This window comes from Hydrogenophaga sp. UC242_53 (assembly GCF_042696965.1).
Taxonomy (GTDB): Bacteria; Pseudomonadota; Gammaproteobacteria; order Burkholderiales; family Burkholderiaceae_C; genus Hydrogenophaga.
On record NZ_CP170552.1, the window covers coordinates 439,306 to 463,360 of the forward strand.

A 24,055-nucleotide genomic window follows, 5' to 3' on the forward strand; every position below is an offset into this window, starting at 1 on the left:
CCCCCGACCCGCATAGCCCGCACCTGCCGAATGCAGATCAGTTCGGCAAGCTACGGGCAAGAAGGGCACGTGTGACTCTTGAGCCAGGCGAGCGCTGGAGTACCACGGAGATCCAGTCCGAGACGGCCACCAACTGGTCAAGGTCGATACCCGTGCGCAAGCCCTGGCCGTGCAGCAGGTACACCAGGTCCTCAGTCGCCACGTTGCCGGAGGCGCCCGCCGCATAGGGGCAGCCGCCCAGCCCCGAGACGGAGCTGTCGAAGGTGCGCAGTCCCATCGCCAGGGACGCTGCTACATTCGGCCACCGCCATGCCGTAGGTGTCGTGGAAATGGCGCAGCCAGCTGCGCGGCCGGCAGGTGGCGAAGGCACGCCTCGAGCATGGCGGTCACCGAGGCGGGCGTGCCCACGCCGATCGTGTCGCCGAGCGATATTTCCTGGCATCCCATCTCCTGCAGCTGCAGGCACACCTCGGCGACCTTCGCGGGCGCAATCGGCCCTTCGTAGGGACAGCCCACCACGCAGGACACATAGCCCCTGACCCGCACCCCGTGGCCGCGTGCGGTCTCGACTACCGAGCGAAAGCGCTCCAGGCTGTCGCGAATGGAGCAGTTGATGTTTTTCTGTGAGAAGCTTTCGGAAGCGGCGCCGAAGACGGCCACCTCCTGACAGCCGCTGGCCAGGGCCGCCTCCAGGCCATGCAGGTTGGGCGTGAGGGCGCTGTAGCGCACGCCGGGCCGCATCGGCAGACGGGCCATCACCTCGGCACTGCTCGCCATCTGCGGCACCCAGCGCGGCGAGACGAAGGAGGCCGCCTCGATGTGCTGCACCCCGGCATCCACCAGTCGCTCGATGAGCGCCACGCGGGCGTCCACGTCGATGGGCTGGCGCTCGTTCTGCAGGCCGTCGCGCGGCCCGACCTCCACAATCCTCACGAAACCTTCCACGGTCTGTTCTCCTGCGGCCGGCCGCATCAGTGCACGGCCGCGTACATGATCTTTTCTTCCAGCGCGGTCCCGGGCGTGAACTCCTCGACCACGCGGCCCTGGCGCATCACCAAGATGCGGTCGGACAGCGCCAGGATCTCGGGCAGGTAGGAGGAGATCACCATCACGGTCAGGCCGTCGTCGGCCAGGCGGTGGATCAGTTGGTGGATCTCCGCGATCGCGCCCACGTCCACGCCCCGGGTCGGCTCGTCGAAGATGACCAGGCGGGGCCTTTGCACCAGCGACTTGGCGATCACCACCTTCTGCTGGTTGCCGCCGGAGAGCTCGATCACTTTCGCGTCGCCGCTGATGGCGCGGATGTTGAGCGATTCGCGCCACTGCTCGGCCAGCTGGGCCATCTCCGCGTAGCTCACCAGCGCGCTCCCGCCGGAGGGGGCCGCGAGCTGGCCAGCGTGGATGTTCTCGGCGATGGACATGGTCTCGAAGAAGCCCTCGAGCTTGCGGTCCTCGGTCACGTACACGATGCCGTCCTTCACGGCGGGGCGCGGGGTGCGGTAGCGCACCGGTCGGTCATCGAGCAGGATCTCGCCGCCGTGCAGGAAATCGCGCTTCACGACGCCTGCGATGATCTTCGCGGTCTCGGTGCGGCCTGAGCCGATGAGGCCGAAGAAGCCGGTGATCTGTCCTTCGTACAGCGAGAAGGCGTTGTTCTTGACGATGTTGCCCATCGACAGGTTCTTGACGCTGAGCACCTTGCGCCCGCGCGGGCGACAGGGGCGATCGCGGCCCTTGCTGCCATACAGGCTGTCCGAGAGATCGCGCCCCACCATGGCCTTGACGATCTTGTCGCGGTCCAGCCGGGCGGCGTCTTCGGTGAGCACGTGCTCGCCGTCGCGCAGCACGGTGATGCGGTCGGCGATGGCCAGGGCCTCTTCCAGCGCGTGCGAGATGAAGACGATGGACACGCCATCGCGCTTGAGGCGCTCCACCAGGCCAAAGAAGTGGTGTTTCTCTTCCGGCGTGAGCGTGGCCGTGGGTTCGTCGAAGATGATCAGCCGGGCCTTGTGGTGCACCGCCCGCGCGATCTCCACCATCTGGCGCTGCGCCGCGCCGAGTTGCGAGACCAGTTTGGTCGGGTCCACGTTGAAGTTCAGGGACTGCAGGAACTGCTGCGCGGCGATGTAGAGGCCGCGCAGCCGGTTGAAGAAGGGTTCGTCGCCCAGGTAGAGGTTCTGCGCGACCGTCAGCGACGGCACCAGGCTGGTCTCTTGATACACCATGGCGATGCCGCTGCGCAGCGCGGCGTTCGGCGTCTCGAACAGCACCGGCTCGCCCTCGAGCAGGATCTGCCCGCTGGAGGGCCGCACGGCCCCGGCCATCATCTTGGTGAGGGTCGACTTGCCGGCCCCGTTCTCGCCGAGCAAGGCATGCACCTCGCCCTTGCGCAGGGTGAAGTGGATGTCCCTGACCGCAAAAGCGCCCCGGTAGTCTTTCGACAGGCCGCGCAACTCCAGAAGAATGCTCATGTGCAATGTCCGTTGGGTGTCAGGCGAGCGGTGCCGCCACGAGCTCATCGCCCCCGCGACTGGCCAGCCAGAGTTCGCCGCGCCATTCCAGCGCGCTCGTGATGCCGTGCCGCCGCCCATCGGCCCGGCTGTGCAGGCTCGACACCGGCGCGAAGCCAGCGTCCAGCCGCACCACCAGCCCGTACGAACGGGTGGGCGCCCAGGGCTTGAGGATGCCCATCGACTTGATCGCTCCGCCCTGCAGCGGCTCCCTGAAATCGCGCCCGGAGGACAGCGCAGGCGCCACCCAGAAACCCTCGGGCACCTCGGCCATCATGCGGTGCAGGAACTTCGGCTCGCGCAGCACAAACTCCACCAGCTGGCTGCGCGGTGCGAACACGCACAGCCAGCTGCGCACCGCCTGCGGCCGGGCTCAGGCGGCCCGGATAGCCCGGCAGGTCGGCCAGCAGCACCGTGGGCGCGCCGCCATCCAGCGGCAGCTTCAGGAGCCGGTGGCGCCAGCTCTCACTGACGGCGACACCGCCATCGGCGGTGCGCGCCAGGCCGTTCGGAAAGGCAAGGCCACGGGCGAGGCAGCGCGCGCTCGCCTGCCGCAGGTCCAGCAGCCAGACCGCGCCACTCTTCTCGCCCGCCATCAGGTCGCGCCGCCAGGCGCTGCAGCGCTGGCACGCAGAGCCTTCGGCCACCACCAGGCGGTGTTCGTCCAGCGCCAGCACCGCCGTCGGGCAGGCCGCCCGGTAACCCCCCAGCTGGCCGATCTCGCGGCCGGTGGAAGGTCCTCCTTCGAGCAGCAGGCGACCGTCGTCCAGGCCGACCACCAAGGTCGCGCCGTCCAGCGCCGCCAGGCAGGTGATCTCGGCACCAAACGACTTCAGCCGCACGCCGACGCCACCCTCGGCCTCCACGCGGTAGAGGGCATCGCCGCTGCTGTGGCAGAGATGCCCGTCCCACCGCACGAGGTTGTCCGGCGCGGCCACGGCCTGCGCGCTGCGTGCGGCCTCCAGCGCCTGGTTGGGCTGCAGGGCACCGTCCATGGGAGGCACCGTCACCGCGTGCTCGCCGCGCCCCAGCAGCGCATCGCCCAGCGAGACCAGTCGGTCCATCACGCGCGCCATCATGGCCGCTCCCCCCAGTAGCTTCGCTCGGCGGTCCATGTCGGGTCTGCGCCGGCCACGCGGTACTTGCCGATCCGGTTGTTGAGCAGGCCGCCCAGGTACAGGTAACCCTTGTGCTCGCGCATCGAGGTGATCATGGGATGGTTCTCGCCCCCGAGGTCCCACAGCGACTCGAGCACCTCGCCGTGTTGGTTGAGCTTGAGCACGCAGCCGGTGTTGATGTTGGGGAAGATCAACTCCTGAGGCGATACGCGGCGCGCCATGCGGCGCCGGAAACCGGGCATGCGCAGCGCGAGGTCCATCGACGGCGTGCGCATGCCGACCAGGGCGACCCAGTAGTGCCCGTCCGAGGCGCGGTTGATGTTGTCGGGGTACCCGGGCAGGTTGCCGATCACGCATTCCGTGGTGCCCGCGCGCGGGCCGCTGAACCAGTGGCGGTTGATGCGGCACGCCCAGGTTTCGGCGAAGAAGAACGACTCGCCATCGTGCGCCATGCACACGCCATTGGGGAAGATAAGGTTGCGGATCACGGTGCGCGTGCGGTCGGTGCGCGGGTCGTAGCAGATGATGCGGCCGTTGCCTCGGCTCTCCAGCGCGTCGTAGGCCCAGTTGTGCATCTCGTAGCGCACCGTGGCTTCGCTGAAGAACACGCGTCCGTCGGGCGCGATGTCGAGGTCGTCCGCCAGCTTCAGCCGGGAGTCGTCGATCACCGACCACGCGGTGCGGTGGGTCTCGTCGGTGAGCTTGCGCACCTCGCGCTGCGGGCTCACGCTGTAGAGCCCCATGCCGGCAATGCAGACCAGCAGGTTCCCGTCGCGATCGAAGGCCAGGCCCAGCGGGTGGCCGCCGACGTGGGCGAACAGCTCCATCTGCTGGTGGTCCGGGCCGAGGAAGCGCACGATGTCGCCGTGCCGCGTGCCGGTGTAGAGGTGGCGATCCCGGTCGAAGATCACGTCCTCGGGCCCCTCCACCTGACCCAGGCCGATCAGCTCCACGTCCTTGAGCCGGTCGTTGACCGCGAACGGCGTGGCGCTGTCGGCATCGGTGGCGGGGGCGGCCGGCAGGTCCAGATAGGCCGGCGACACGTACACCTTCGCCAGCAGCTTGTGGCGGTTCTTCAGCCAGCGAACGTCGATGAAGATCGCCGCCAGCAGGATCAGGCCCAGGGCCAGCGAACCGGCGCCGCTCTGGAAGCCGATGCGCACCAGGCCGTTGGTGATCACCAGCACGATCACCGCGCCCATCAGCGCTTTCATGACCGAGCCACGCCCACCGCCCAGGCTGTTGCCGCCCACCACGGCAGCCGTCAGCGCCATGATTTCCAGGCCGACGCCGGTGTCCGATCCCGCGCTGGACAGGCGCGCGGCATACAGCAGGCCGGCCACGCCACACAGGGCACCCGAGGCCACATAGGTCAGGCAGACCGCGCGCCGCACCGGAATGCCCACGTTGTAGGCCGATTTGCGCGACCCGCCGATGGCATGATGTGCCAGCCCGGCCGCGTGCGGCTGAGGAAGAGGTGGGCGCCCAGCGCAAAGAGCGCGGCCAGGCAGAAGCTCAGCGGAAAGCCCCAGAGCGAGCCCCCTCCCAGGAAGTCCCAGACGCCAGACGTCGGGATGTTCGTGGCGATGTCGACCGCATAGGCCAGCAGCAGCATGTCAACCACGGCTCGCACGATGATGAGCGTCACCAGTGTGGTGAGGAAGGCGCGCAGCCTCAGGTAGCCGATCAGCACCCCGTTGAGCAGCCCCACGGCGGCACAGGCCAGCAGCACCACCGGCACCACCGCCGCCACCGGCCAGCCGTGCACGTTCATGAGCAGCAGCGCGACGAAGTTGCCGAGAGCGAAGTTGGACCCCACGCTGAGGTCGATGCCACCGGCCACCATCACCAGCATCATGGCGAAGACGATGAACGAGAACTCGCCGAGCTGGCGCGCGCTGTCGCCCAGGCTGCCGAGCGAGAGGAAGTTCGGGATCAGCGAGCCGAACACGGCCAGCACCAGCACCAGCGAGAGGAAGGGGACGCTGTTGTCGATCCAGTTCTTGGACAGCACCTCCCCGACCACGTGGTCGGGGACGTACCGTGAGCGCCATCGCGCCAGGGTGTTTTCAATGTTCATCGTGTCTTGCGCAACGGAACAGGCCGGGCACACGGCCCGCCCTGTTCCCTGCCCTTACTTGCGGACGTCGGCCAGGTTCCAGCAGGAATCGGGGCGCAGCGAGGCCTTGTCGATCACGGTGATGGGGGTGATGCGCGAGACCATCGCGGCAGGCCGCGGCTTGGTCAGCAGGTCGCGCGTGACGGCGACGAGGTCGTCCGACTGTTGCTTCACGTTGTAGGTCATATAGGCGCTGAAGTTGCCGTTGGCCACGTTGCTGCAACCCGTCATGGCCGCACCGCCGTTGGTCACCAGGAACACCTGGCCCTGCCGCTTGGCTTCGCGGATGGCGGCGGCGGTGCCGGTGTCGTGGCCGTCCCAGAAGCCGATCACGCCGCACAGGTCGGCGTGCTGGCGCAGCACGGTATCGGTGACCGCCCGCGCCTTGGACGCATCCCAGTCGGCCGCCTGGTTCGACACCACCTTGATCTCGGGGTGCCTGGACAACACGTTCTGCACGCCCTTCATCTGGAACGTGCTCGCTGCCGCCGTCAGCACGCCTTGCACGATGCTCACCTTGCCCGATTTGCCGCTGCCCTTGCCGCACTGGGCGACCACGGCGTTGGCCATGGCCTCGCCGATACCGATCCAGTCGGCACCCACGAAGGCGCTGGTGTTGGTGGCGGAGCGCATGTTCACCTGCACCACCGCGATGCCCGCGTCCTCCGCGCGCTTGAGCAGGCGGGCATAGGACTGGATATCGGGGTTCTGCACCAGCAGCACATCGGGCTTCTCGGAGATCAGCGAGGTGATCGCCTGGGCGCCCGCGTCGGTGCTCCAGTTGGGGTCGCGCACCACCCATTTCGCACCCAGCGCCTGCAGCTGTTTGCCCGCCATCGCGTTCCAGCCGTCGGTGAGGTCATAGCCGAGCGAGGTGGGCACGAAGGCCACCGTCTTGCCCTTCAGGGGCGTTTCCTGCGCGAACGCGGCGGTGGTCACTGCGGCACCGAGCCCCAGGGCAAGCAACAGGCGGATTGTGATCTGGCGTTTCATGGTGATGTCTCCTTCGGGTTGGAACAGGACGGCGCGCGAGCCTTCAGATGTCGCCCTGCTGGGCGGTCTGCTCGTCGCGCGGGTTGAGCAGGCTGTCGAAGATCAGGGCAGCCAGCAGGATCGAACTCTTCACGACGTTCTGCACCGTGTACTGCACGTTCATAATGGTCATGCCATTGAGCAGCACCCCGATCAGCAGGGTGCCGATGATCACGTTGCGCACACCGCCCTTGCCGCCGCTCAGGCCGATGCCACCGAGCACGACCACCAGGATCACGTCGTAGATCAGGGTGGAGTTGACGATGCGCGTGTTCATGCCGGAGACCGAGGCGGCCGTGACCAGCCCGCCGATGCAACCGATCAGCGAGGCCACGCCGTACTGCAGCACCACCATGGGCCGCACGGGAATGCCGGTGATGCGCGCGGCCAGGTGGTTGTCGCCCAGGGCGTACACGAAACGCCCGGCGCGGGTGTGGCGCAGAAACACGTGGCCCGCCAGTGCCACCGCCAGGAACAGCCACACCGGCATCGGTATGCCCAGCATCTCGCCCTGGCCGATCCGCGTGAACCAGAGGACGTCCTCGGGCGCGGGCACCACGTCGGAGGGGATCAGCTTCAACCGCCCCAGGCCATAGATGAAGGTTCCCATGGCCAGCGTGGAGAACAGCGCCGGGATGTCGGCATAGGCGATCAGCACCCCGTTGACGAGTCCGACACCGATGGCAAAGAGCAGGCCACAGGCGATGGCCTGGCCCATGGGCATGCCACTGCCGGCCAGCGCCAGCGTCCAGGCGACCGAGATCGCCATCGTCGCCACCAGCGACAGATCGATGCCGCGACCGATCACCACCAGCGCCATGGCCAGCCCCAGGATCCCCAGCACGGAGACGCTGCGCACCAGCGAGAGGATGTTGTCCTGCGTCGCAAAGCCCGGCAGGAAAGCCGCGAACAGCGCGAACAGCGCGACCGCCAGGCTCAGGACGATGCGCTCCTGCGTGAACCCGTGCTGGAGGCGGCGCCAGCCCATGGCGGCGCGGCCGGGGGGTGATGAAGAGGTACGGTTCATGGTGGTGGCGTGCGGTAGTCGACGCGCTCGCCGCGCGCGAAGGCGGCCAGCCCACGCCGGGCGTCGCTGCTGGTGAAGGCGGCCTGGCCCAGCACGGCTTCTCGCCGGAACGCGCTGTCCAGGGGCAGGTCCGCCAGTTCGCGCACGGCCTGCTTGGTCACGGCCAGGGCGCTGGCGCTCAGGCGCGAGATGCGCTCAGCCAGCCCGAGCGTGGTGGGCATCAGTTCATCGGGCTCGACCACTTGGTTGAGCACACCCATGCGCAGCAGGTCGGCAGCGGAAAAACGCCCGGCGGTCAACAGCAGTTCCATGGCGTGTGCGTGGCCGACCTGGCGCGTGAGCCGGGCCAGCGTGCCGCCGGCGGGCACGATGCCCAGCGACACCTCGGGCAGGCTGAACTGCGCCGTGTGGGCCGCGATGCGGATGTCCGTCGCCAGCATGATCTCGAAGCCGCCGCCCATGCACAGCCCGTTGATGGCACCGATGATGGGCTTGTCGATGTGCACGTGCTTGAGGTGGGCGGCGTCCCAGGCCGAGATGTCGATCTCGTTGCGCGCCAGCGCAGGAATGGATTCGGTGAGATCGGCGCCGACGCAGAAGGCGCGCTCGCCTGCGCCGGTGAGCACGATCACCCGCACCGCATCGTCCTGCCCCGCCTGCGCGAACGCGCGGCCCAGGTCGTCGTACATCGCCAGGGTGAGCGCATTGAGCTTGGCCGGCCGGTCGAACCGGATCACGGCGGTCGCGTCGATGGTGTCGTAAGCAATGCCCATGGTCAGATCACGCCTTGCGCGCGCAACCGGTCGATGTGGCCGGCCTCCAGCGCCATCCACTGCGCGTACACCAGTTCGTTGTGCTCGCCGACCAGGGGAACCCTCGCGCCTTCCTGAGGCGCCATCGCCGACAGATGGACCGCCGAGCCGAACACCTGCGCCTGCGTCGCCCCATAGTCCACCGGCCGGATCATGCCTCGCGCGGCCATGTGCGGATCGGCCACCACCTCGGCGATGTCCTTGATGGGTGTCATGGGAAAGCGGTCGGCCGCCAGCTCTTCGAGTTCCTGCTTGGTGCGGCTGGCGCACCAGCCATTCACGATCGGCCGCACGCGCCGCTCATACACGTCGGGCGCAAAACGTTTTTCCATCGAGTCGATTTCCGGATCGGCCGCGAGCTCGGGGTGACCGAACGCGCGGCAGGCTTCCTGCCAGAACTTGTCGGTGTAGGCGCCGAAGAACACGTGACCGTCCCGGCAGGCGTACCGCCCATAGGGTCGCACGAAGGGATGGTCATTGCCCAGTGGCTCCGCCACCTTGCCTGCAGCCGTGTAGTTCACCACCGCATTCTCGGTCAGCGTGAACACCGAGTCCTGTTGCGAGACGTCGACCAACTGACCCAGGCCCTGGGCCTCGGCCTGGCGCAGTGCGGCCAGCGTGCCGAAGGCCGCGTACAGCGACGCGGCGAGGTCCCCGATGATGGTGCCCACCCGCATCGGCTCGCCGGGTGCGCCGTTCATGGACCACAGGCCACCCGCGGCCTGCGCGCTGTTGTCGAACGCCGGCCGCGAGGCGTGGGGACCGGTCTGGCCGAAACCGCTGATGGCGGTGAACACCATGCGCGGGTTCACCGCGTGCAGCGCCTCGAAACCCAAGCCCAGCTTGTGCATGGTGCCGGGCCGGAAGTTCTCGACCAGGATGTCGGCGCGCTCGACCAACCGCAGGAACAGCTCGCGCCCCTCAGGCGCCTTCAGATCGAGCGTGATGCCGAACTTGTGCCGGTTGTACTGCGCGAAGAAGCCGCTGCGCTCCTCGTCGCCAGCGCGCACCATGGGGGGAAAGGTGCGCACGTAGTCGGGGTCATGGGGGTTCTCGATCTTGATGACCGTGGCCCCGAGGTCGGCCAGCATCATGGTGCAGTAGGGCCCGGCCACCACGCGGGTGAGGTCCAGGACGATCACCCCTTTCAGCGGCCCCTCGCGGGTGGGCAGGGCGTTCAGGTCAGGTGCCATGGAAAAACTCTCCGATTGAATCTGGGGTCAGCGCGGTCGCGTGCAACGGGCCGATACCGTCGGGGTGAAGCAGGGACACGCTGCCGCGCTCGATGTTCAGCGTGCGGCTCTGCACCCCCTCCAGCAGCGCGGCGTTCGACTCCGTCACCACCACGCACAGTTCGGGTCGCGTGCCGCGAAGCGCCCTGAGCGCGTCGCCGTACTGGCGCGCCAGCGCCGGCGCCAGGCCCTGGAACGGCTCGTCCAGCAGCACGAAGCGCGTGCCGACCATGAGCGCGCGCCCCAGAGCGACGATCTTTCCCTGCCCGCCGGAGAGCGCCGCGCCCGAGCGCGAGAGCAGCGGTTCGAGCTGGGGCACCACCGCGAGCACGCTCTCGATGCGCCGCTCGATCTCGCTGGGCGCCACCCGCAGCACGTCGCAGGGCAGCGTCACGTTCTCCCTGACGGTCAGGGTCGGCAGAATCACGCGGTCTTCCGGCGCATAGCCGAAGCCCAGGGTCGCGCGCTGGTGCGCGGGCTGCGCTGCCATGTCCACGCCATCGAGCAGCAGGCGCCCGGAACGGGGCCGGACCAGCCCCATGATCGCGCGCAGCAGCGTGGTCTTGCCGGCACCATTGCGCCCGACCACGGCCACGGTCTGCCCCGCTTCCAGGGCCACGTTCACGCCCCGCAGCACCGCATGGCCCGCCAGGTCGACGTTCAGCGATTCGATTGCAAGTTTCATCTCTCCCCCAGAACTTCGCGCCGGATGACGGGATCGGCGAAAACAGCCTTCGGCGCGCCGTCGGCGGCAATGCGGCCATCGATCCACGCCGCCACGCGGGTGGCGTACTGCAGCACGATGTCGACGTCGTGCTCCACGAACCAGGCCGTGACCTCGCGCTCCTGCAGCGCCCGCATGATGGTTGCCATGACGGCGTGTTTGTCCTCCGAGGCCACGCCGCTGGTGGGCTCGTCCATGATCACCAGTTGCGGCTGCAGCATCAGCGCGATCGCCACATCCAGCAGCTTGCGATGCCCTTCGGGCAACACGGTCACGGGGTCGGCGGCGAAGGGGCCGAGTTCGACCAGCTCGAGCATCGCCGCCACCGCGCGCTGGTCCACCGTGGCCGACAGGGGCGCCAAGCGCGATAGCCGGCCCTGGCGAGCGGCGCTGGCCAACTGCAGGCATTCCTGCACGGTGTGCTCAAGAAACAGCTGGGGCAGCTGGAACGAACGGCCCACGCCCAGCTGCGCGATGCGGCGCGGGCCCATCGCGGTGACGTCGGCGCCGCCAAAGAAGACCCGGCCGCTGGAGGGCTTGAGGTACCCGGTGCAGATGTTGATGAAGGTGGTCTTGCCGGCGCCGTTGGCGCCGATCACGGCGAGCCGCTCGCCGCGCTGCAGCTCGAAGTCGATGCCATCGGCCGCCGTGACGCCGCCGAACTTCAACGTCAGGGCCGTGGTGCGCAGCAGGGGCTCGCCAGAAGGGGCGTTCATCCTCATTCCTTGCGCTCCCGTTGCGCGCGATCGCGCTGGATCCAACCCATCAGGCCGCGCGGAGCAAAGAAGATCACGGCGATGAGGGTGGTGCCCAGCAGGATCTGCCAGGCGTTGGTGAAGTAGGCGGCGGCCACGAGCTTGATGACCTCGAACACGCCGGCCCCCAGGAAGGCGCCCAGCGCATGGCCCGCGCCGCCCAGGATGGCGATGAACACGTACTCGCCCGAGCGGATCCAGTAGCCGCTCTCCGGCGTGACCAGGCCCTGCACCAGCGCCATCAGCGAGCCGGAGAGCCCGACCAGGGCCGACGAGATGACATAGCCCTCGGCCAGCGAGCGGCGAGCCGATATGCCGATGTACTCCAGACGCGTTTCGTTGGTCTTGATGGCCGCCATCATCTGGCCGGCGGCGGAGGCGAAGTAGCGCTGCACCAGCCAGGCCACAGCGATCGCCAGGCCCAGCGCCAGCACCATCACGGTGAGCTCGAAGGTGCTGCGGTCCAGCGCCATGCCGAGGATCGGCGGGCGCTCGAAGCGCAGCCCGTCGGTGCCACCGGTCCAGTGGTAGAGCTTGCCGGCCAGGGCGAACAGCACCATCGAGATGCCCAGGTTGAGCATGCCGAAGAAGATGCCGCGGTAGCGCGACAGGAAGGCAGCGGCCAGCGTGCCAGCCAGCACGCTGGCCAGCACGCCTCCGAGCACGATGAACGCCGCGTCCACCGAGGGGTGAGCGCGCGCGGCAAAGGCCACCGCATAACCGCCGATGGCGGCGTACATGGCATGGCCGAACGAGACCTGGCCAGCGCGCATCAGCACGGTCAGGCCCAGGGCCGCCATGCCGTAGCTCAGGAACGTGATCACCGGCACACGCAGCCAGGGCAGCGCGACACCGAGGATCAGCAGACCGGCGGCCGCCAGGGCCAGCAGAAGGGAAAAACCGGACAACCTCATCAGATCCTCCGCGTCGCCGCGACCGTGAACAGGCCGTTGGGCCGGATCAGCAGCACCAGCACCATCATGAGATAGGGCATCACGACCTCGAGCTCGGGCAGGGTGTAGACCGCCATCGATCGGGCCAGGCCGATCAGCACCGCCGCCACCAGGGCACCGGTGATCTGGCCCAGGCCTGCGGTGGCGATCACGGCGAACGAGGTGACGATCATCTCGGCCCCCAGGCCCGGCACGAACGAGGTCATGGGCACCGACAGCGCGCCACCCAGCGCACCCAGCATGCCCGCCAGTGCGAAGGTGAGCGTGCCCACGCGCGCCGCGTTGATGCCCAGCGCCGTGCGCACCTCGCGGTGGTGGATGATGGCCACGATCTGCTTGCCCGCCACCGAGTGCCGCAGCAGGAACTGCAGCCCCCCGTAGGCCAGCAGCGCCACCGCCGGCACCAGCATCAGCTGGTAGTTCATGAAGGTGACACCCAGCAGCTCCGAAGTGCCCAGGCGCGAGGCGATCTCTCCCGAGTTCACCGGCGTGGCACCCCAGACCATGCGCTGCACATCCTCCAGCACCATGAAGGCGCCGAAGGTCACGAGCAGCTGCAGCACAGGATCGCGGTCCTGGAAATGCCGCAGCAGGCCGCGCTCGAGCAAGGCGCCCAGCGCCGCGCCGACCACGATCGACGACACGAAGAGCGCAGCCACCAGCATCCACGTGGGTGGCGCCTGCGGCATGAGCCAGGCGACCAGGCTCGCGGCGCTATAGCCACCGATGGCGTACAGGCTGCCGTGCGCCACGTTGATCACGCCGAAGACGCCGCAGATCAGGGTCAGGCCCAGGGAAATGAGGAACAGCAATCCCGCGTAGGACAGTCCATCCACCACGGCCAGCAGAAACAGATTCAGGTTCATCGACAGTGCGGCAGCGCCCGTTCCTCAGCGACCCACTCGCTTGATCTGCGGGTGGTCGATCAGCGACGGCTTGAGCGTCTTGACCCAGTCGACCGATTTCTGGCCCACCGGTGCGGTGGCGATCTCGGCCGGGTAGTAGAAGAGCTCGCCCACGATGGGGAAGGGGTATGCCGGGTCGTTGCGGGTGACGCCATACAGCTGGCCCTGCAGGGCCTGCCCATCCTCGCGCAGGCGGATCGGGCGCGACAGGCCCCGGTACTCCAGCTTCTGCAGTGCCGTCACGACCTGCTCGGTGCTCGGCCACTGGCCCTTGTTGGCGGCGATGGCCTGGCGGTAGGCACTGGTGGCCGCCTTCAGCGCCTGGATCATGTGGTAGACGGCGAAGTTGGGATAGGCCCCTGTGCGCGCCTTGAAGCGCTGGACGAAGGCCTTGGCCTCGGGGTCGTTCTGGAACTCGGGATCGGCGAAGTAGCCGTCGCCCACGAAGCCGACGATGACGCCGGGAGGCACGGCGTTGCCCAGCCGCTCCAGGGACGAATCGGCCAGCGGCAGCACGAACTGCGAGGTCTTGAGCAGGCCGCGCTGGGAGGCCTGGCGCAGGAAGGTGTCGAGATCACCGCCCCAGGCCGTGGTGAGCACCACGTCAGGCCTGAGGGCCTGCAGGCGCGTGACCTCGGTGGAGAAGTCGGGCGCGCCGAACTTGGGGAACATCTCGGCCACGACCTTGACGTCCGGCCGCAGCGCGGCGAGCGTGTGGCGGAAGATCTCCCAGGAGTCTCGGCCCCATGCGTAGTCCTGGTTCACCACCGCGATGGTCTTGAAGTCTGGCTTGACCTTGAGCAGGTGCAGCACGGCCGCGACCATCTCCATGGTGGCGTTGGGGCCGGTGCGGAACACGTACATGTAGCGGCGCTCCTCGAGCACCTTCTCGGTGGAACACTCCCACAGGATGTTGATGACCTTGAGGTCTTCCGCCACCGGGGCCAGTGCATTGCAGTAGCCGCTGGAGATCGCCGAGAGCATCAGCTTCTCGCCGGGCTCCTGCGCCAGGCGGCGGTATTCCGAGAGGAACTTGTCTGCACCCTGCCCTTCATCGATCCAGGTCGGCTTGAGCTTGACGCCATCGATGCCGCCGGCGGCGTTGAAGTCCTCGATCCACATGTCTGCCGCGACCTTCGCCGGCGTGCCCAGCACCGAGGCCGGGCCGGTCATGAAGGTGCTCATGCCGAGCTTGAGCTCGGCCGGTTTGGCGCTCTGCGCAAACGACGCGCTCGCCAACGCCAGCAGGCCGATGCCTGCCGCGAGGAATCTGGTGAAACGTTTCATTCCAATGTCTCCTTGTGCTTGTTGAAATCCAGGCGGGGGCAGCCGCTGGGCGGCCCCGGGGGTCGGCGCGTCAGCGCCGCTTCTCGGCGAGAAGTTCGACCGCGAGATCCATGCGAACGTCGCGGGCGGCCGCCAGGCGCTGTGCCACCCAGTCGATTTCCTCGCCCGTGGCGCCTGCGGCGAGCGCGATGTTGCGCGCGTGCAGGGCCATGTGCGCACGCTGGATGCCCTCGGTGCGCAGCGCGCGCATGGCGGCCATGTTCTGGGCCAGTCCGACCGCCGCGATCACCTCGCCCAGTTCTTCCGCGCTCGCCACGTTCATGACCTTGAGCGCCAGGCGAGCCAGCGGGTGTGTCTTGGTGGCGCCACCGACCAGGCCCACCGGCATCGGCAACTCGATCGAGCCGACCAGGTCGCCGTTGTTGGCGCGCTCCCAGCAGGTCAGCGAGGTGTAGCGACCGCTGCGGCAGGCGTAGGCGTGCGCGCCCGCCTCCACCGCCCGCCAGTCGTTGCCCGTGGCCACGACCACGGGATCGATGCCATTCATGATGCCCTTGTTGTGGGTCGCCGCGCGGTAGGGGTCCACCGCCGCGAAGGTGTAGGCGTCGAGAATGCCGTCCACCACCCGCTCACCCGCGAAGTCCCGGGTCGCCAGCGTGGACGCCGAAACCCGCAGGCTGGCACGCGCCACGCGCAGGTCGGCCAGGTTGGACAGGATGCGCAGGCGCACCGAACCGCCCGTGATCTGCTCGATGCGGCCGGCCACCGCCTCGGCCATGGTGTTCACCGTGTTCGCGCCCATTGCGTCGCGCACGTCGACGATCAGGTGAGCCACCACCATGGGGCCGCGCGGCGTGTCGGGAAACACGTGGACCTCGACGTCGCGGCAGCCGCCGCCCAGGCCGATGAGCACCTTGTCGCGGCTGTTGGCGATCTCGATGATTTCCTGGCGGTGGCGCAGGATGGTCTGGCGCGCACCCAGCGGATCGGACACGCCGATCACCTGCACCTGCGCTCGCATCAAGGGCCCCGAGCTGGAGGTCTGGAAGCCGCCCCCTTCGCGCACCAGTTTGGCCATGAAGGACGCTGCCGCCACCACCGAAGGCTCCTCGACCACCATGGGCACGAGCACGTCCTTGCCGTTGAGCTGGAAGTAGCCCGCCACCGCCAGCGGCAGCTCGTAGGTCCCGATCACGTTTTCGATCATGCCGTCCGCGGTGCCCAGCGGCAGCGCGCCGGGCGTGTGGATGGACGCCACTTCGGCCGGCGTCAGGCCGGCCTTCCGGGCAATGACCTCCAGCCGTTGCGACGGCGTCAGGGAACGGAAACCGGGAAGGGTCGAATCGATCGGCATGGGCGTGAAATCCTGAAGCAATTGGGATACAGTGGCGCCGACTATAGGCAAACCGTCTGGCTCCAAATAGGTACAGTTTGAGCAGACACTTTTAAAACTGTCTCAGGACAATTCTGGCGACCAGATGCCCTCAGGAAGCTCAGGGGCTGGGACATGCAGAGCAGGGAAAACACCAATGCAACCCACTCTCTCGAATGCGAACCAGGCGGCCAGCGACTTGCGCCAGCAGATCACCGACGGAACCTGCGCGATCGGCGAACGGCTTCCCTCGATCCGCCGCCTCGTGGCGCAGTACGGCTTCTCGAAGAACACCATCGTCGACGCCTACGAGCGGCTCATCGCCAGCGGACATGTGGAGGCGCGGCGCGGCTCGGGCTACTACGTCAGCCAGCGATCCGCAGAGCCGCCGGCGGAGGACGAGCCGAGCTCGCTGGACCGCGCGCTGGACTCGGTCTGGATGATGCGCGAGCAACTCAACAACGACCCGCAGCACCTCGCCGTGGGCCATGGCATTCCACCGGGGCAGTGGCTGGCCGACAACCGGCTCGAGCGCATCCAGCAGCGGGTCTCGCGCGTGGCGCTGGAGTCGATGTTCCAGTACGGTAACCCGTACGGCTACCGCCCCCTGCGCGACCTGCTGGAGCGCAAGCTCGCGGGCTTCAGCATCCAGGCACGCGCCAACCAGATCGTGCTGACCTTCGGCGCGAACGAGGCCCTGGACATCGTGGTGCGCTGCCTGATGCGCCCGGGCGACATCGCCCTGGTGGACGAGCCCGGCTACTACCCGCTCTACGGCAAGCTGCGCCTGCACGGCACCACCGTGGTCGGCGTGCCGCGCGAGGCCGACGGCCCCGACGTCGCGACCTTCGAGCGACTGGTGGCAACCACCAAGGCCAAGGTGTTCTTCACGCAGTCGGTGGGCCAGAACCCGACCGGCTCCGACATCTCCCCGGCCAAGGCGTTTCGCCTGCTGCAGGTGGCGGAGAAATACGGCGTGACCATCGTCGAGAACGACGCGGTGGCCGATCTCAAGCCGACGGCGGTCTCGCGCCTGAGCAGCCTGGACCAGCTGCGCCGCACGGTGTACATCGGCAGCTTCACCAAATCCGTGGCGGCCGCGCTGCGGGTCGGCTTCATTGCCGCCGACGCCGGCCTCGCCGAGCGCCTCGCGGACGTGAAGATGCTGGTGCACGTCAGCACCTCGGAGTACGCCGAGCGCACCGTGGATGCGGTGCTGCGCGCGCCCGAGCATCCCCGGCAGCTGGTGCAGCTGCAACAGCAGGTCGAGCGCGCCACGCGGCATGCCGCCAAGGTGCTGACGGGGCTGGGCGCCAACCTCTTCTGCACCCCGTCGCACACCCTCTACCTGTGGGCGGAGTTTCCGTGGGCCCCGGATTCCCTGGCGCTTGCAAAGAACCTGTTGAAGGACAAGGTGGCGCTCGCCCCGGGTGCCTTTTTCGGGATTGATGCAAGGCACGTCAGCGCATGGAGTCGCTACAACGTGGGCTATGTGGTCGACCCCAAGTTTGCGAGATCGATGCTTCAATACCGCCCTCGGAAGTCCACCCCGGGACCCTGAACCCATGCCCATCGGGCGCGCTGGACAGGGCCCGGGACGGCCCTGCCTCGGATCAAAGCCGTGCCCGGTAGGCCGTCGGCGTCTCCCCAAACGTGCGCCGGAACAGCCCGATGAACGCGCTGGCGGTCGAATAGCCAAGGTCGAGCGCGATGGCCGTCACGGAGGTGCCCGCCGCGAGCATCTCCAGCGACCGCATCAGGCGGGCACGCTGCCGCCACGCCGTGAAGTTGAAGCCGGTCTCGGCGACGAACCGCCGACTCAGCGTGCGCGAGCTGATGGCGGCCCAGTCCGCCCAGCGTTCCAGGTCCCGGTCGTCCGCCGGGTCGGCGATCAGCGCCTGCGCGATGCGCTGCAGGCGCGCATCGCGCGGCAGCGGCAACCCGAAGGGCTCGACCGGCAGGCTGCGGATTTCCGCCAGGATCACCGCCGCCACGTGCAGGCGGGCGGCGTCCAGCGGCGCCAACGGGTCCGCGTTCCAGGTGCACGCCCGCAGCACGGCCTCGCGCAGCAAGCCCGAGGTGCGGATCGTGCAGGCACGCTGCGGCAGGTCCACGCAGGCGGGTTCGGCAACGTAGACGCTCCAGCCATGGAAAGGCCCGTGCGACCGGCCTGAATGCACCGTGTGCGGCGGCAACCACACGGCATGGATGGCCGGGACGATCCACACCCCGTCCGCGACCCCCACCGACAGCAGACCGCGCAGCGAGCCAAACAGCTGGCCGCGCGCATGGTGGTGCGGGCCAGACGCCAGTTCATGGCTCTGGCTTCCCTGCGCCGCGACCACGACCGGTCCCGCCGACGTGTCGACGAAATCGCGCAGCTGCCCTATCGGGTCGGACATGTTGGATTGGCGGATACGAGGTATTGAATGGCCGATGCAGTCTACAGCCGCCAATGGCTTGGTCCTTACGCTGGAGCCTTTCATCAGGAGATCGACCCATGCAGGCACAGGACATCCTCCCGGACAGCACCAACGAAGTCCCCATCAACGGCACCACCCTCACGGACAGGCCGGACCTGGACGCGCTCTACGCGGCGCCCTCCGACATGATCCAGAAAGCGGTGCTGGACCGCCTGGTGGATTTCCACCTGGACTACCTCAAGGTCGCCACCTTCTTTTGCCTGGCCACGGGCAGTGAGCGCGGGCTGGACGCTTCGCCGCGCGGTGGCCCGCCCGGCTTCGTCCATGTGCTCGACCCGCACACCGTCGCCTTCGCCGACTGGCCCGGCAACAACCGCATCGAGTCGATGCGCAACCTGGAGCACGACGACCGGCTGGGCATGGTGTTCCTGTTCCCCGGCCTGGAGATCTTCCTTCGCATCAACGGCCGGGGCCGCGTCTCCACCGCTGCGGACCTTCTCGCCGACCTGCGCGAAGGCGAGCGGATGCCCAAGACCGCCACGGTGGTGCAGATCGACGAGGTGCTGCTGCATTGCGGCAAAGCCATCAACCGCGCCGGGCTGTGGAAAGACAGCGCCCGGCTCGACCGCGACGCGCTGCCGACGGTGGGGCGCATGATGGCTTCGCTCGCCAGGCTGGGCGATGCCTCGGCCGAAATCCCCGCGGCCCAGGTCGAACAGATCAATGCGCACTACGACCATTCGGTTCGGCATGACCTGTACTGACGCAGCGGTCCTGCGACAGCGCCGGCGCGCTGAAACAGACGAAGCCCGCCCGACATCAGGTCTTCTCCTGGGTCGCACCCTCCGCGCTGGCTTCCTCGTGCCGCCCGGCCGGCCCGGGTTCGGGCCGCCGCCACAGCCAGATCAGCACGGTCCCCATGCTCCCCAGGGACAGACACACCACCCAGACCGGCGCGGCCGTCAGGGGCAAGAGGAGCGCGCACAGGCCCATCACCCGTGTGGCGCTGCGCTTGGCGCGCCGGCTCACCGTGCCGCCGTTCTGCCAATCCTTCAGCATCGGTCCGAAGAGGCTGTGTGCCATCAGCCAGCCGTGCAGCTGGGGCGAACTGCGCGCGGCCGCCCACGCCGCCAGCAGAATGAACACCGTGGTGGGCATGCCGGGCACCACCACGCCGATGAGCCCCAGCACCAGACACAGCAGCGCGAAGGCCGCCAGCAGCCAGCGCGCAGGCCCCCGGGTCTGCGGCGGCGAAACAGGACGAGAGGCATCGGGGTCTGCGTGGTCGTGGGCGGGCATGGCGATCTCGTCAACGCAGGATGCGCAAGGCCACCGGTCCGTTGCGGTTGCCGATGAGGTTGAGCACATTGCCCAGGGCCTCGCGCCGCTCTGGTGCGGCCCGCGCACTGCCCTCAAAGCGCAGCTGCCCGCCCACGATCTGCCCTTGTCCGCTCAGTTGCAAGGCCGCCCCCTCCCGCGTGGACAACGCCAGTTGAAGCCCCTCGCGCTCCCGGCTGTCCAGCACCATGCGGTAGCTGCCCAGCGGACGCACCGTGGAAATGCGCGAGCTCACCGACTCCGCATCGAGCACGATGTTCCCCACGAACGCCACGTCTCCCGGCTGCCTGGGTTTCCACTGGATATCCCGGCCCTTGAGCCGCAGCCCACCCTCGAAACCCAGCGTGTTCCAGGGCGTCCCCCATCCGCGCAGCAGAGCGACCGGGCCTTGCCAATCCAGTTCGTCGATGCGCAGCACGGTCCCCCCGTGCTCGCGCTGGGCCACCGCCCGCAGCGGCCGGCGCAGGCAGCAGCTGTGCTCGAGGTGGATGACCATGGCCGGCCCGAGCGCACCCTCGGGCGAGGCGCGCTGCCAGCCCGGGCGCAAGCGCCAGTTTCAGCCGCCCGGGCAACGCGGCCGCGTCGCGGCTGCCTTCACCGCCCGTCAACACCACGACGGCCGATCCGTTCCAGAGGGTCCCCTCGGCGTTGGCCAGCAACACCCGCTGGCCGCTGGCCTGGCCCACCCACCCGGTCGCCCATGCGGCGGGGAAGAATCCCATCAGCGCCAGGCCCACACCGGCCACGGCACCAAGCACCGGCCACAGCCAGGCCACAGGGACAGTCGGCTCCACGCGGCGTTGCACGCGCCCGTCCAGCGCGCTCAAGGCGCCCCCTTGATCTGCGCGCGGCGAAGCTCGCTGGCGCGTTGGCCGTGGTCCATGGCCTGGCGGGCCTGACCCCGGTTCGTGTAGTAGGCCATCAGGTTGTCGAGCACGGGCAGCAGGCGCGGATCGTCCGGACCCAAGGCACGCTCGAGCAGTTGCAGCGCCTGCAGGTACCGCTGCTCGGCGTCTGCCGGTCGGCGCTGCGCCAAGTCCACGCCGGCCAGTTGATGCAGCACCTGCGCGCGGCCCAGCCAGGCATCCGGCGTTTCGCCCAGGCCGGTGTAGGCCAGCAGCGACGCCTCGTACCCTCGCCGCGCGTCGGTGTACCGCCCTCGCCGCTCGTCCAGCTGCGCCAGGCTGGTGAGGATGTGGGCCTGCGCAAGCCGTGAGGCACCTTGCCGATCGGTACGAACCACGGCCAGCGCCTTCTCGAACCAGGCCTGGGCCGCCGCATCGTCCCGGCTCTGGGCATGCCACAGCGCCAAGGCGTGGTAGTGCAGCACCAGGGCCGGATCGTTCGGGTCGTTCGACTCGCGCAGCGCGAGGGCCTGACGGTGCAAGGCCATCGCCTCTTCCTGGCGACCTTCGACCTGCAGCGCCTGCGCCTGGCGGGTGAGTGCAGCCACCCGAACGGCATCGGATGCGGGCTCGGCTTCGTCCAGCAAACGCCGGTTGTAGACCTGCGCCTGAGCGGCTTGGCCCAGCTCGGTGTGGACGTCCACCAGGGCCGTCAAAGCCCGCTGGCGCCAGCCATGGACGCTCTCGTCACGAGGCGTTCGCGCGTGCAGCGTGTCGGCCATGCGCAAACCCGCGCTCGTACAGGCCCATGGCCTCCTGCAAGTGCCCCGCGGCTTCCAGCGACTCACCCAGGTTCATCGCCACCGCCAGTGTGTTGGGGTGCACGCCCAGTGCCCGCTCGTTCACGCCCAGGGCTTCGCGCAAGAGCGCGATGGCCTCCTCTGGCTGGCCCTGCGCCTGCCGGATCAATGCCAGCAGGTTCAGGCTGCTGGCGACATGGGGCTGGGTGCGCCCCTGGCCGGCAAGGGCTTGATGCAGTGCACGGTCTGCGGCCTTCTCCGCCTTGGCGTACTCGCCCTCGGCGTGGTGCCGGCTGGCCTGCTCGAACTCGCGGCGCCAATCGGCCTCGGATCCCGTGTCGGCCCTGGCGGACAGCAGCCCGCAGACCAGCAGGGCGGCCACACCGATCACGCCAGACCGTGTCATGGAGATGCGGGAAGCAAGGTGCAGTGTCGCTGCACGTGCTGCAGGGCACGCGCAAACGCCGCGTCCGCGCCCTCGTCCACGCGTGCCTCCGAGGCGGGTGCCAGCACCACCTCATCGAGTTGCTCCACGAAATGGCGCCAGTGCTGCGCGCGCCCGTCCGGGTGTGGCGCCAGGTGGCGTGCGCCGTTGCCGCCGTCCAGGCCCAGGGAGGCAACCCGCTTCAGCAGGAAGGCCGCGCCCAGGTTGGAGCCTTCCACCGTGTACAGCCAGCCCAGTGCGGTTGCCTCGTCCACCGGCGCGCCGGCGGCGAACAGCGGCGCCTCCAGCGGTTCAGGCATCGCCACGCCCAGGTCCTGGAGATCCTGTTCGGCCAGCGCCAGGCGGCTGCGCTGGCTCAACTGCGGCAACAGGGCGTTGAGCGCGGGGTTGTCGAACAGCGCCTGCACGTCCCGGTGCAGCAGGTACTGCGCCAGCACGAAGCGACCGTAGTGGTCCTGGCTGGCAAAGGGGTTGAAGGCCATGATGCGCTGGTCCAGCGCTTCGTGCGTGGTTCGCGTGCTCTCCTTGAGCCGTTGGCGGCGGCCGGACGTTGAAGGCGTTCTCGTTGGGGTGGTGGTCATCGGTAGGTCTCGTGGTTCAGAGGGAAAGGCGAAATCGGAAAAGCTCAGAGCGAGGCGCAGGCCCGGCGCCGCCGACAGGCCAGGCCCAGCACCGCCAGCGGCGCCAGCAGCCAGCCCAGTGCGCCACCGCCGCCGCCGTTGCCGACCGCCTCAGGCTGCGTCACGGCAGGCGCGGCGTTGACCGTGATGAAGGCCGACACATTCGCGTGATTGGGGCTTTGGGGCCTGCAGGTCAGGGTGTAGGTCCAGGTACCGGCTTGCACGGGTGCCACGCTCACGGCCGTGACGCTCGTGTTGGCCTTGGCCAACCTTGCTGCCGCTCCAGGCCGAACCGGGTTCGTTCGAGGAGGCCGTGCAACCCGCCACGCCCCGGGTGTTCCAGTACAGGGTGATGCTGTTTCCCACCGCCACGGTCGCGCTGTCCTGGTAGCCCGAGTTGACGCCAAAGCCCAGCATCTCGGGCGCAATGTCGTTGAGCATCGCGTCCAGGGCGACCTCGTCACCCGGCTCAAAGCGGAACAGCGTGCCCCAGCCGTGGCTGCCCCCCAGCATCGCCGACACCATAGAACTGACCCGTGCTGGCCTGCATCAGGTGATAGGGGTTGCGGCCCGCCGCGTTGCTGCCGCCGTTGATGGCCGCGTTGACCACCGCCGTCACCCCGGTGGTCGGGTTGGTCCAGATGTTGTTCTGGGCGGGCCCGGTCAGGGCCTCGAAGGTGTAGAGCAGCTCCAGCACGCCCTCATCGATGCGGTAGCGCAGGATGGTGCCCCCCCGGTTGGCACCGCCGTTGATGGTGGAGATGTAGATGTGGCCGTCCTGCGCCTGAAAGAGGGTGTTGGGGTTGTAGCCGCCCCTGTCCGTGTTGGTGGCGAAACCGTAGATCAGCTCGTAGTTGCTGCCATCCTTGTCGATGCGGTAGATGGCACCGCCGGCCACGTCGCCTCCACTGCCGTTGTAGTTGATGCCGTAGAGCTTGCCGTCGCTGGCTTCGATCAGGGGCTTGATCGCACTGGCGTTCTGGTAGCCCGTGCTCAGACTGTTGAAATTCTGAAGAACCCGGTAGTCGCTGCCGTCGCGGTTCATGCTGAACAGCGTGCCTGAGCCACCACTGCCCCCCGAGGACTGCAAGCCATAGAGCCGGCCATCGCTGCCACGGATCATGTAGTGCGGGCTCGAACCGTCGGTGGCGGAACTCGAACCGGTGGCGCGCAACAGCGTCTCCACGCTGCCGTCCAAGCTCAGGCTGGAGAGGGCGCTGCCGGTGTTGGCGGTGAGGAAGAACAGGTTGTCCGACTCCAGGATCGAGAGGATGTACCCGGACGATCCCGTGAAGAAATCTTCCCAGGCGGTGGTCGTTCCGTGCCGGTAGCGCTGAATGAGGCCCGTGCTGGGACCCGGGCTGTAGAGGTAGCCGTCGCTGGCGCCGATCCAGCGCGTGCTGGTGGGCGCCACGGTGGTGGGGCCCGAGGCCAGCAGCTCGAAGCCGCTGCCGTCGTTCCGGATCCGGAAGAACACGGCGTCCGTCCCGCCCTGCTGGCTGTTGAGGACGGTGCCGCCACCCGAACGCGCACGGCTGTAGAGGTAGCCATCGGCCGCCTCCGTGAGGGGACTGGTGGGGCGGGCACCGTTGCCGCCTGCGGGCAGGGCCGCGGTGAAGTTCGTCACGTTCGTGATCGATGGCAGCGCGGCGTGCACGGGTGGGGCCAGGGCGGCCAGGCTCAGGGTCAGCGCCAAGGCGCGGGCGACGGAGGGGGGATGGCAATCGAAGTTCATGCG

At 68.5% G+C, this 24,055-nt stretch carries 23 protein-coding genes and 2 pseudogenes; 2 read left to right on the top strand and 23 right to left on the bottom strand.

Annotated elements, in window-relative coordinates; translation table 11 throughout:
* Positions 1-37: 37 nt before the first annotated feature.
* The 15 genes and pseudogenes from ACFJI0_RS02315 to ACFJI0_RS02385 all read right to left on the bottom strand — a co-directional run bounded on the left by ACFJI0_RS02315 (position 38) and on the right by ACFJI0_RS02385 (position 15,828).
* Positions 38-972, bottom strand: a pseudogene (locus tag ACFJI0_RS02315) (hydroxymethylglutaryl-CoA lyase).
* The gene (locus tag ACFJI0_RS02320) at positions 972-2,471 is read right to left on the bottom strand and encodes a sugar ABC transporter ATP-binding protein (protein ID WP_382323301.1); all 1,500 of its coding nucleotides are present in this window, start codon (positions 2,469-2,471) and stop codon (positions 972-974) included. Before ACFJI0_RS02320 ends, ACFJI0_RS02315 begins: the two are co-directional and overlap by 1 nt.
* A 44-nt stretch (positions 2,472-2,515) precedes the next feature.
* On the bottom strand, positions 2,516-3,574 hold the full coding sequence (locus tag ACFJI0_RS02325) for a hypothetical protein (protein ID WP_382323302.1): 1,059 nt from the start codon (positions 3,572-3,574) through the stop codon (positions 2,516-2,518).
* 11 nt (positions 3,575-3,585) lie between these two features.
* Positions 3,586-4,455 (bottom strand): SMP-30/gluconolactonase/LRE family protein, encoded by an 870-nt coding sequence (locus ACFJI0_RS02330; protein ID WP_382325889.1) that lies wholly within the window; start codon positions 4,453-4,455, stop codon positions 3,586-3,588.
* An 81-nt stretch (positions 4,456-4,536) separates the two neighbouring features.
* A pseudogene (locus ACFJI0_RS02335) lies at positions 4,537-5,708 on the bottom strand (ABC transporter permease); the annotation flags it as partial.
* Positions 5,709-5,762: 54 nt separating this feature from the next.
* Entirely contained in the window at positions 5,763-6,740 is a 978-nt protein-coding gene (locus tag ACFJI0_RS02340; protein ID WP_382323303.1) for a sugar ABC transporter substrate-binding protein, read from the bottom strand.
* Positions 6,741-6,783: 43 nt separating this feature from the next.
* Positions 6,784-7,806 (bottom strand): ABC transporter permease, encoded by a 1,023-nt coding sequence (locus tag ACFJI0_RS02345; protein WP_382323304.1) that lies wholly within the window; start codon positions 7,804-7,806, stop codon positions 6,784-6,786.
* Positions 7,803-8,579, bottom strand: a complete 777-nt coding sequence (locus ACFJI0_RS02350; protein ID WP_382323305.1) for an enoyl-CoA hydratase/isomerase family protein — start codon at positions 8,577-8,579, stop codon at positions 7,803-7,805. The genes ACFJI0_RS02345 and ACFJI0_RS02350 overlap by 4 nt, the downstream gene beginning before the upstream one ends.
* Positions 8,580-8,581: 2 nt before the next feature.
* Positions 8,582-9,811 carry a CaiB/BaiF CoA transferase family protein gene (locus ACFJI0_RS02355; protein ID WP_382323306.1) on the bottom strand — a complete coding sequence of 410 codons (1,230 nt, stop codon included), beginning with the start codon at positions 9,809-9,811 and terminating at the stop codon, positions 8,582-8,584.
* The gene (locus ACFJI0_RS02360; protein WP_382323307.1) at positions 9,801-10,535 is read right to left on the bottom strand and encodes an ABC transporter ATP-binding protein; all 735 of its coding nucleotides are present in this window, start codon (positions 10,533-10,535) and stop codon (positions 9,801-9,803) included. Before ACFJI0_RS02360 ends, ACFJI0_RS02355 begins: the two co-directional genes overlap by 11 nt.
* On the bottom strand, positions 10,532-11,290 hold the full coding sequence (locus tag ACFJI0_RS02365) for an ABC transporter ATP-binding protein (protein WP_382323308.1): 759 nt from the start codon (positions 11,288-11,290) through the stop codon (positions 10,532-10,534). The genes ACFJI0_RS02360 and ACFJI0_RS02365 overlap by 4 nt, the downstream gene beginning before the upstream one ends.
* A gap of 2 nt (positions 11,291-11,292) precedes the next feature.
* Entirely contained in the window at positions 11,293-12,243 is a 951-nt protein-coding gene (locus ACFJI0_RS02370) for a branched-chain amino acid ABC transporter permease (RefSeq protein WP_382323309.1), read from the bottom strand.
* Positions 12,243-13,148 carry a branched-chain amino acid ABC transporter permease gene (locus ACFJI0_RS02375; RefSeq protein ID WP_382323310.1) on the bottom strand — a complete coding sequence of 302 codons (906 nt, stop codon included), beginning with the start codon at positions 13,146-13,148 and terminating at the stop codon, positions 12,243-12,245. Before ACFJI0_RS02375 ends, ACFJI0_RS02370 begins: the two co-directional genes overlap by 1 nt.
* Positions 13,149-13,172: 24 nt before the next feature.
* The gene (locus ACFJI0_RS02380) at positions 13,173-14,474 is read right to left on the bottom strand and encodes an ABC transporter substrate-binding protein (protein ID WP_382323311.1); all 1,302 of its coding nucleotides are present in this window, start codon (positions 14,472-14,474) and stop codon (positions 13,173-13,175) included.
* A gap of 70 nt (positions 14,475-14,544) precedes the next feature.
* Entirely contained in the window at positions 14,545-15,828 is a 1,284-nt protein-coding gene (locus ACFJI0_RS02385) for a hydroxymethylglutaryl-CoA reductase, degradative (RefSeq protein ID WP_382323312.1), read from the bottom strand.
* 175 nt (positions 15,829-16,003) lie between these two features.
* On the opposite strand from ACFJI0_RS02385, the gene ACFJI0_RS02390 reads away from it, so the two are divergent.
* Positions 16,004-17,407, top strand: coding sequence for a PLP-dependent aminotransferase family protein (locus ACFJI0_RS02390; RefSeq protein ID WP_382323313.1), 1,404 nt, complete (start codon positions 16,004-16,006; stop codon positions 17,405-17,407).
* 52 nt (positions 17,408-17,459) lie between these two features.
* On the opposite strand, the gene ACFJI0_RS02395 is transcribed toward ACFJI0_RS02390, so the two are convergent.
* Positions 17,460-18,248: an AraC family transcriptional regulator gene (locus tag ACFJI0_RS02395; protein ID WP_382323314.1), complete on the bottom strand. Its 789-nt coding sequence runs from the start codon at positions 18,246-18,248 to the stop codon at positions 17,460-17,462.
* Positions 18,249-18,346: 98 nt separating this feature from the next.
* Here ACFJI0_RS02395 and ACFJI0_RS02400 point away from each other — a divergent pair, with 98 nt between their 5' ends.
* Positions 18,347-19,033, top strand: a complete 687-nt coding sequence (locus tag ACFJI0_RS02400; RefSeq protein WP_382323315.1) for an MSMEG_1061 family FMN-dependent PPOX-type flavoprotein — start codon at positions 18,347-18,349, stop codon at positions 19,031-19,033.
* A gap of 55 nt (positions 19,034-19,088) precedes the next feature.
* Here the strand turns inward: ACFJI0_RS02400 and ACFJI0_RS02405 are convergent, their stop codons facing one another.
* The 7 genes from ACFJI0_RS02405 to ACFJI0_RS02435 all read right to left on the bottom strand — a co-directional run bounded on the left by ACFJI0_RS02405 (position 19,089) and on the right by ACFJI0_RS02435 (position 24,052).
* Positions 19,089-19,568, bottom strand: a complete 480-nt coding sequence (locus tag ACFJI0_RS02405) for a YbaN family protein (RefSeq protein ID WP_382323316.1) — start codon at positions 19,566-19,568, stop codon at positions 19,089-19,091.
* Between the two features lie 10 nt (positions 19,569-19,578).
* Positions 19,579-20,154 carry a type II secretion system protein N gene (gspN, locus tag ACFJI0_RS02410; RefSeq protein ID WP_382323317.1) on the bottom strand — a complete coding sequence of 192 codons (576 nt, stop codon included), beginning with the start codon at positions 20,152-20,154 and terminating at the stop codon, positions 19,579-19,581.
* A 276-nt stretch (positions 20,155-20,430) separates the two neighbouring features.
* Complete coding sequence (locus tag ACFJI0_RS02415; protein ID WP_382323318.1) at positions 20,431-21,234, bottom strand: tetratricopeptide repeat protein; 804 nt, start codon at positions 21,232-21,234, stop codon at positions 20,431-20,433.
* Entirely contained in the window at positions 21,200-21,658 is a 459-nt protein-coding gene (locus ACFJI0_RS02420) for a tetratricopeptide repeat protein (RefSeq protein ID WP_382323319.1), read from the bottom strand. The genes ACFJI0_RS02415 and ACFJI0_RS02420 overlap by 35 nt, the downstream gene beginning before the upstream one ends.
* Positions 21,655-22,278 (bottom strand): biliverdin-producing heme oxygenase, encoded by a 624-nt coding sequence (locus ACFJI0_RS02425; protein ID WP_382323320.1) that lies wholly within the window; start codon positions 22,276-22,278, stop codon positions 21,655-21,657. The genes ACFJI0_RS02420 and ACFJI0_RS02425 overlap by 4 nt, the downstream gene beginning before the upstream one ends.
* Before the next feature lie 44 nt (positions 22,279-22,322).
* Positions 22,323-22,556: a GlyGly-CTERM sorting domain-containing protein gene (locus ACFJI0_RS02430; protein WP_382323321.1), complete on the bottom strand. Its 234-nt coding sequence runs from the start codon at positions 22,554-22,556 to the stop codon at positions 22,323-22,325.
* A gap of 230 nt (positions 22,557-22,786) precedes the next feature.
* Complete coding sequence (locus ACFJI0_RS02435; protein ID WP_382323322.1) at positions 22,787-24,052, bottom strand: choice-of-anchor tandem repeat GloVer-containing protein; 1,266 nt, start codon at positions 24,050-24,052, stop codon at positions 22,787-22,789.
* Between the last annotated feature and the right edge of the window lie 3 nt (positions 24,053-24,055).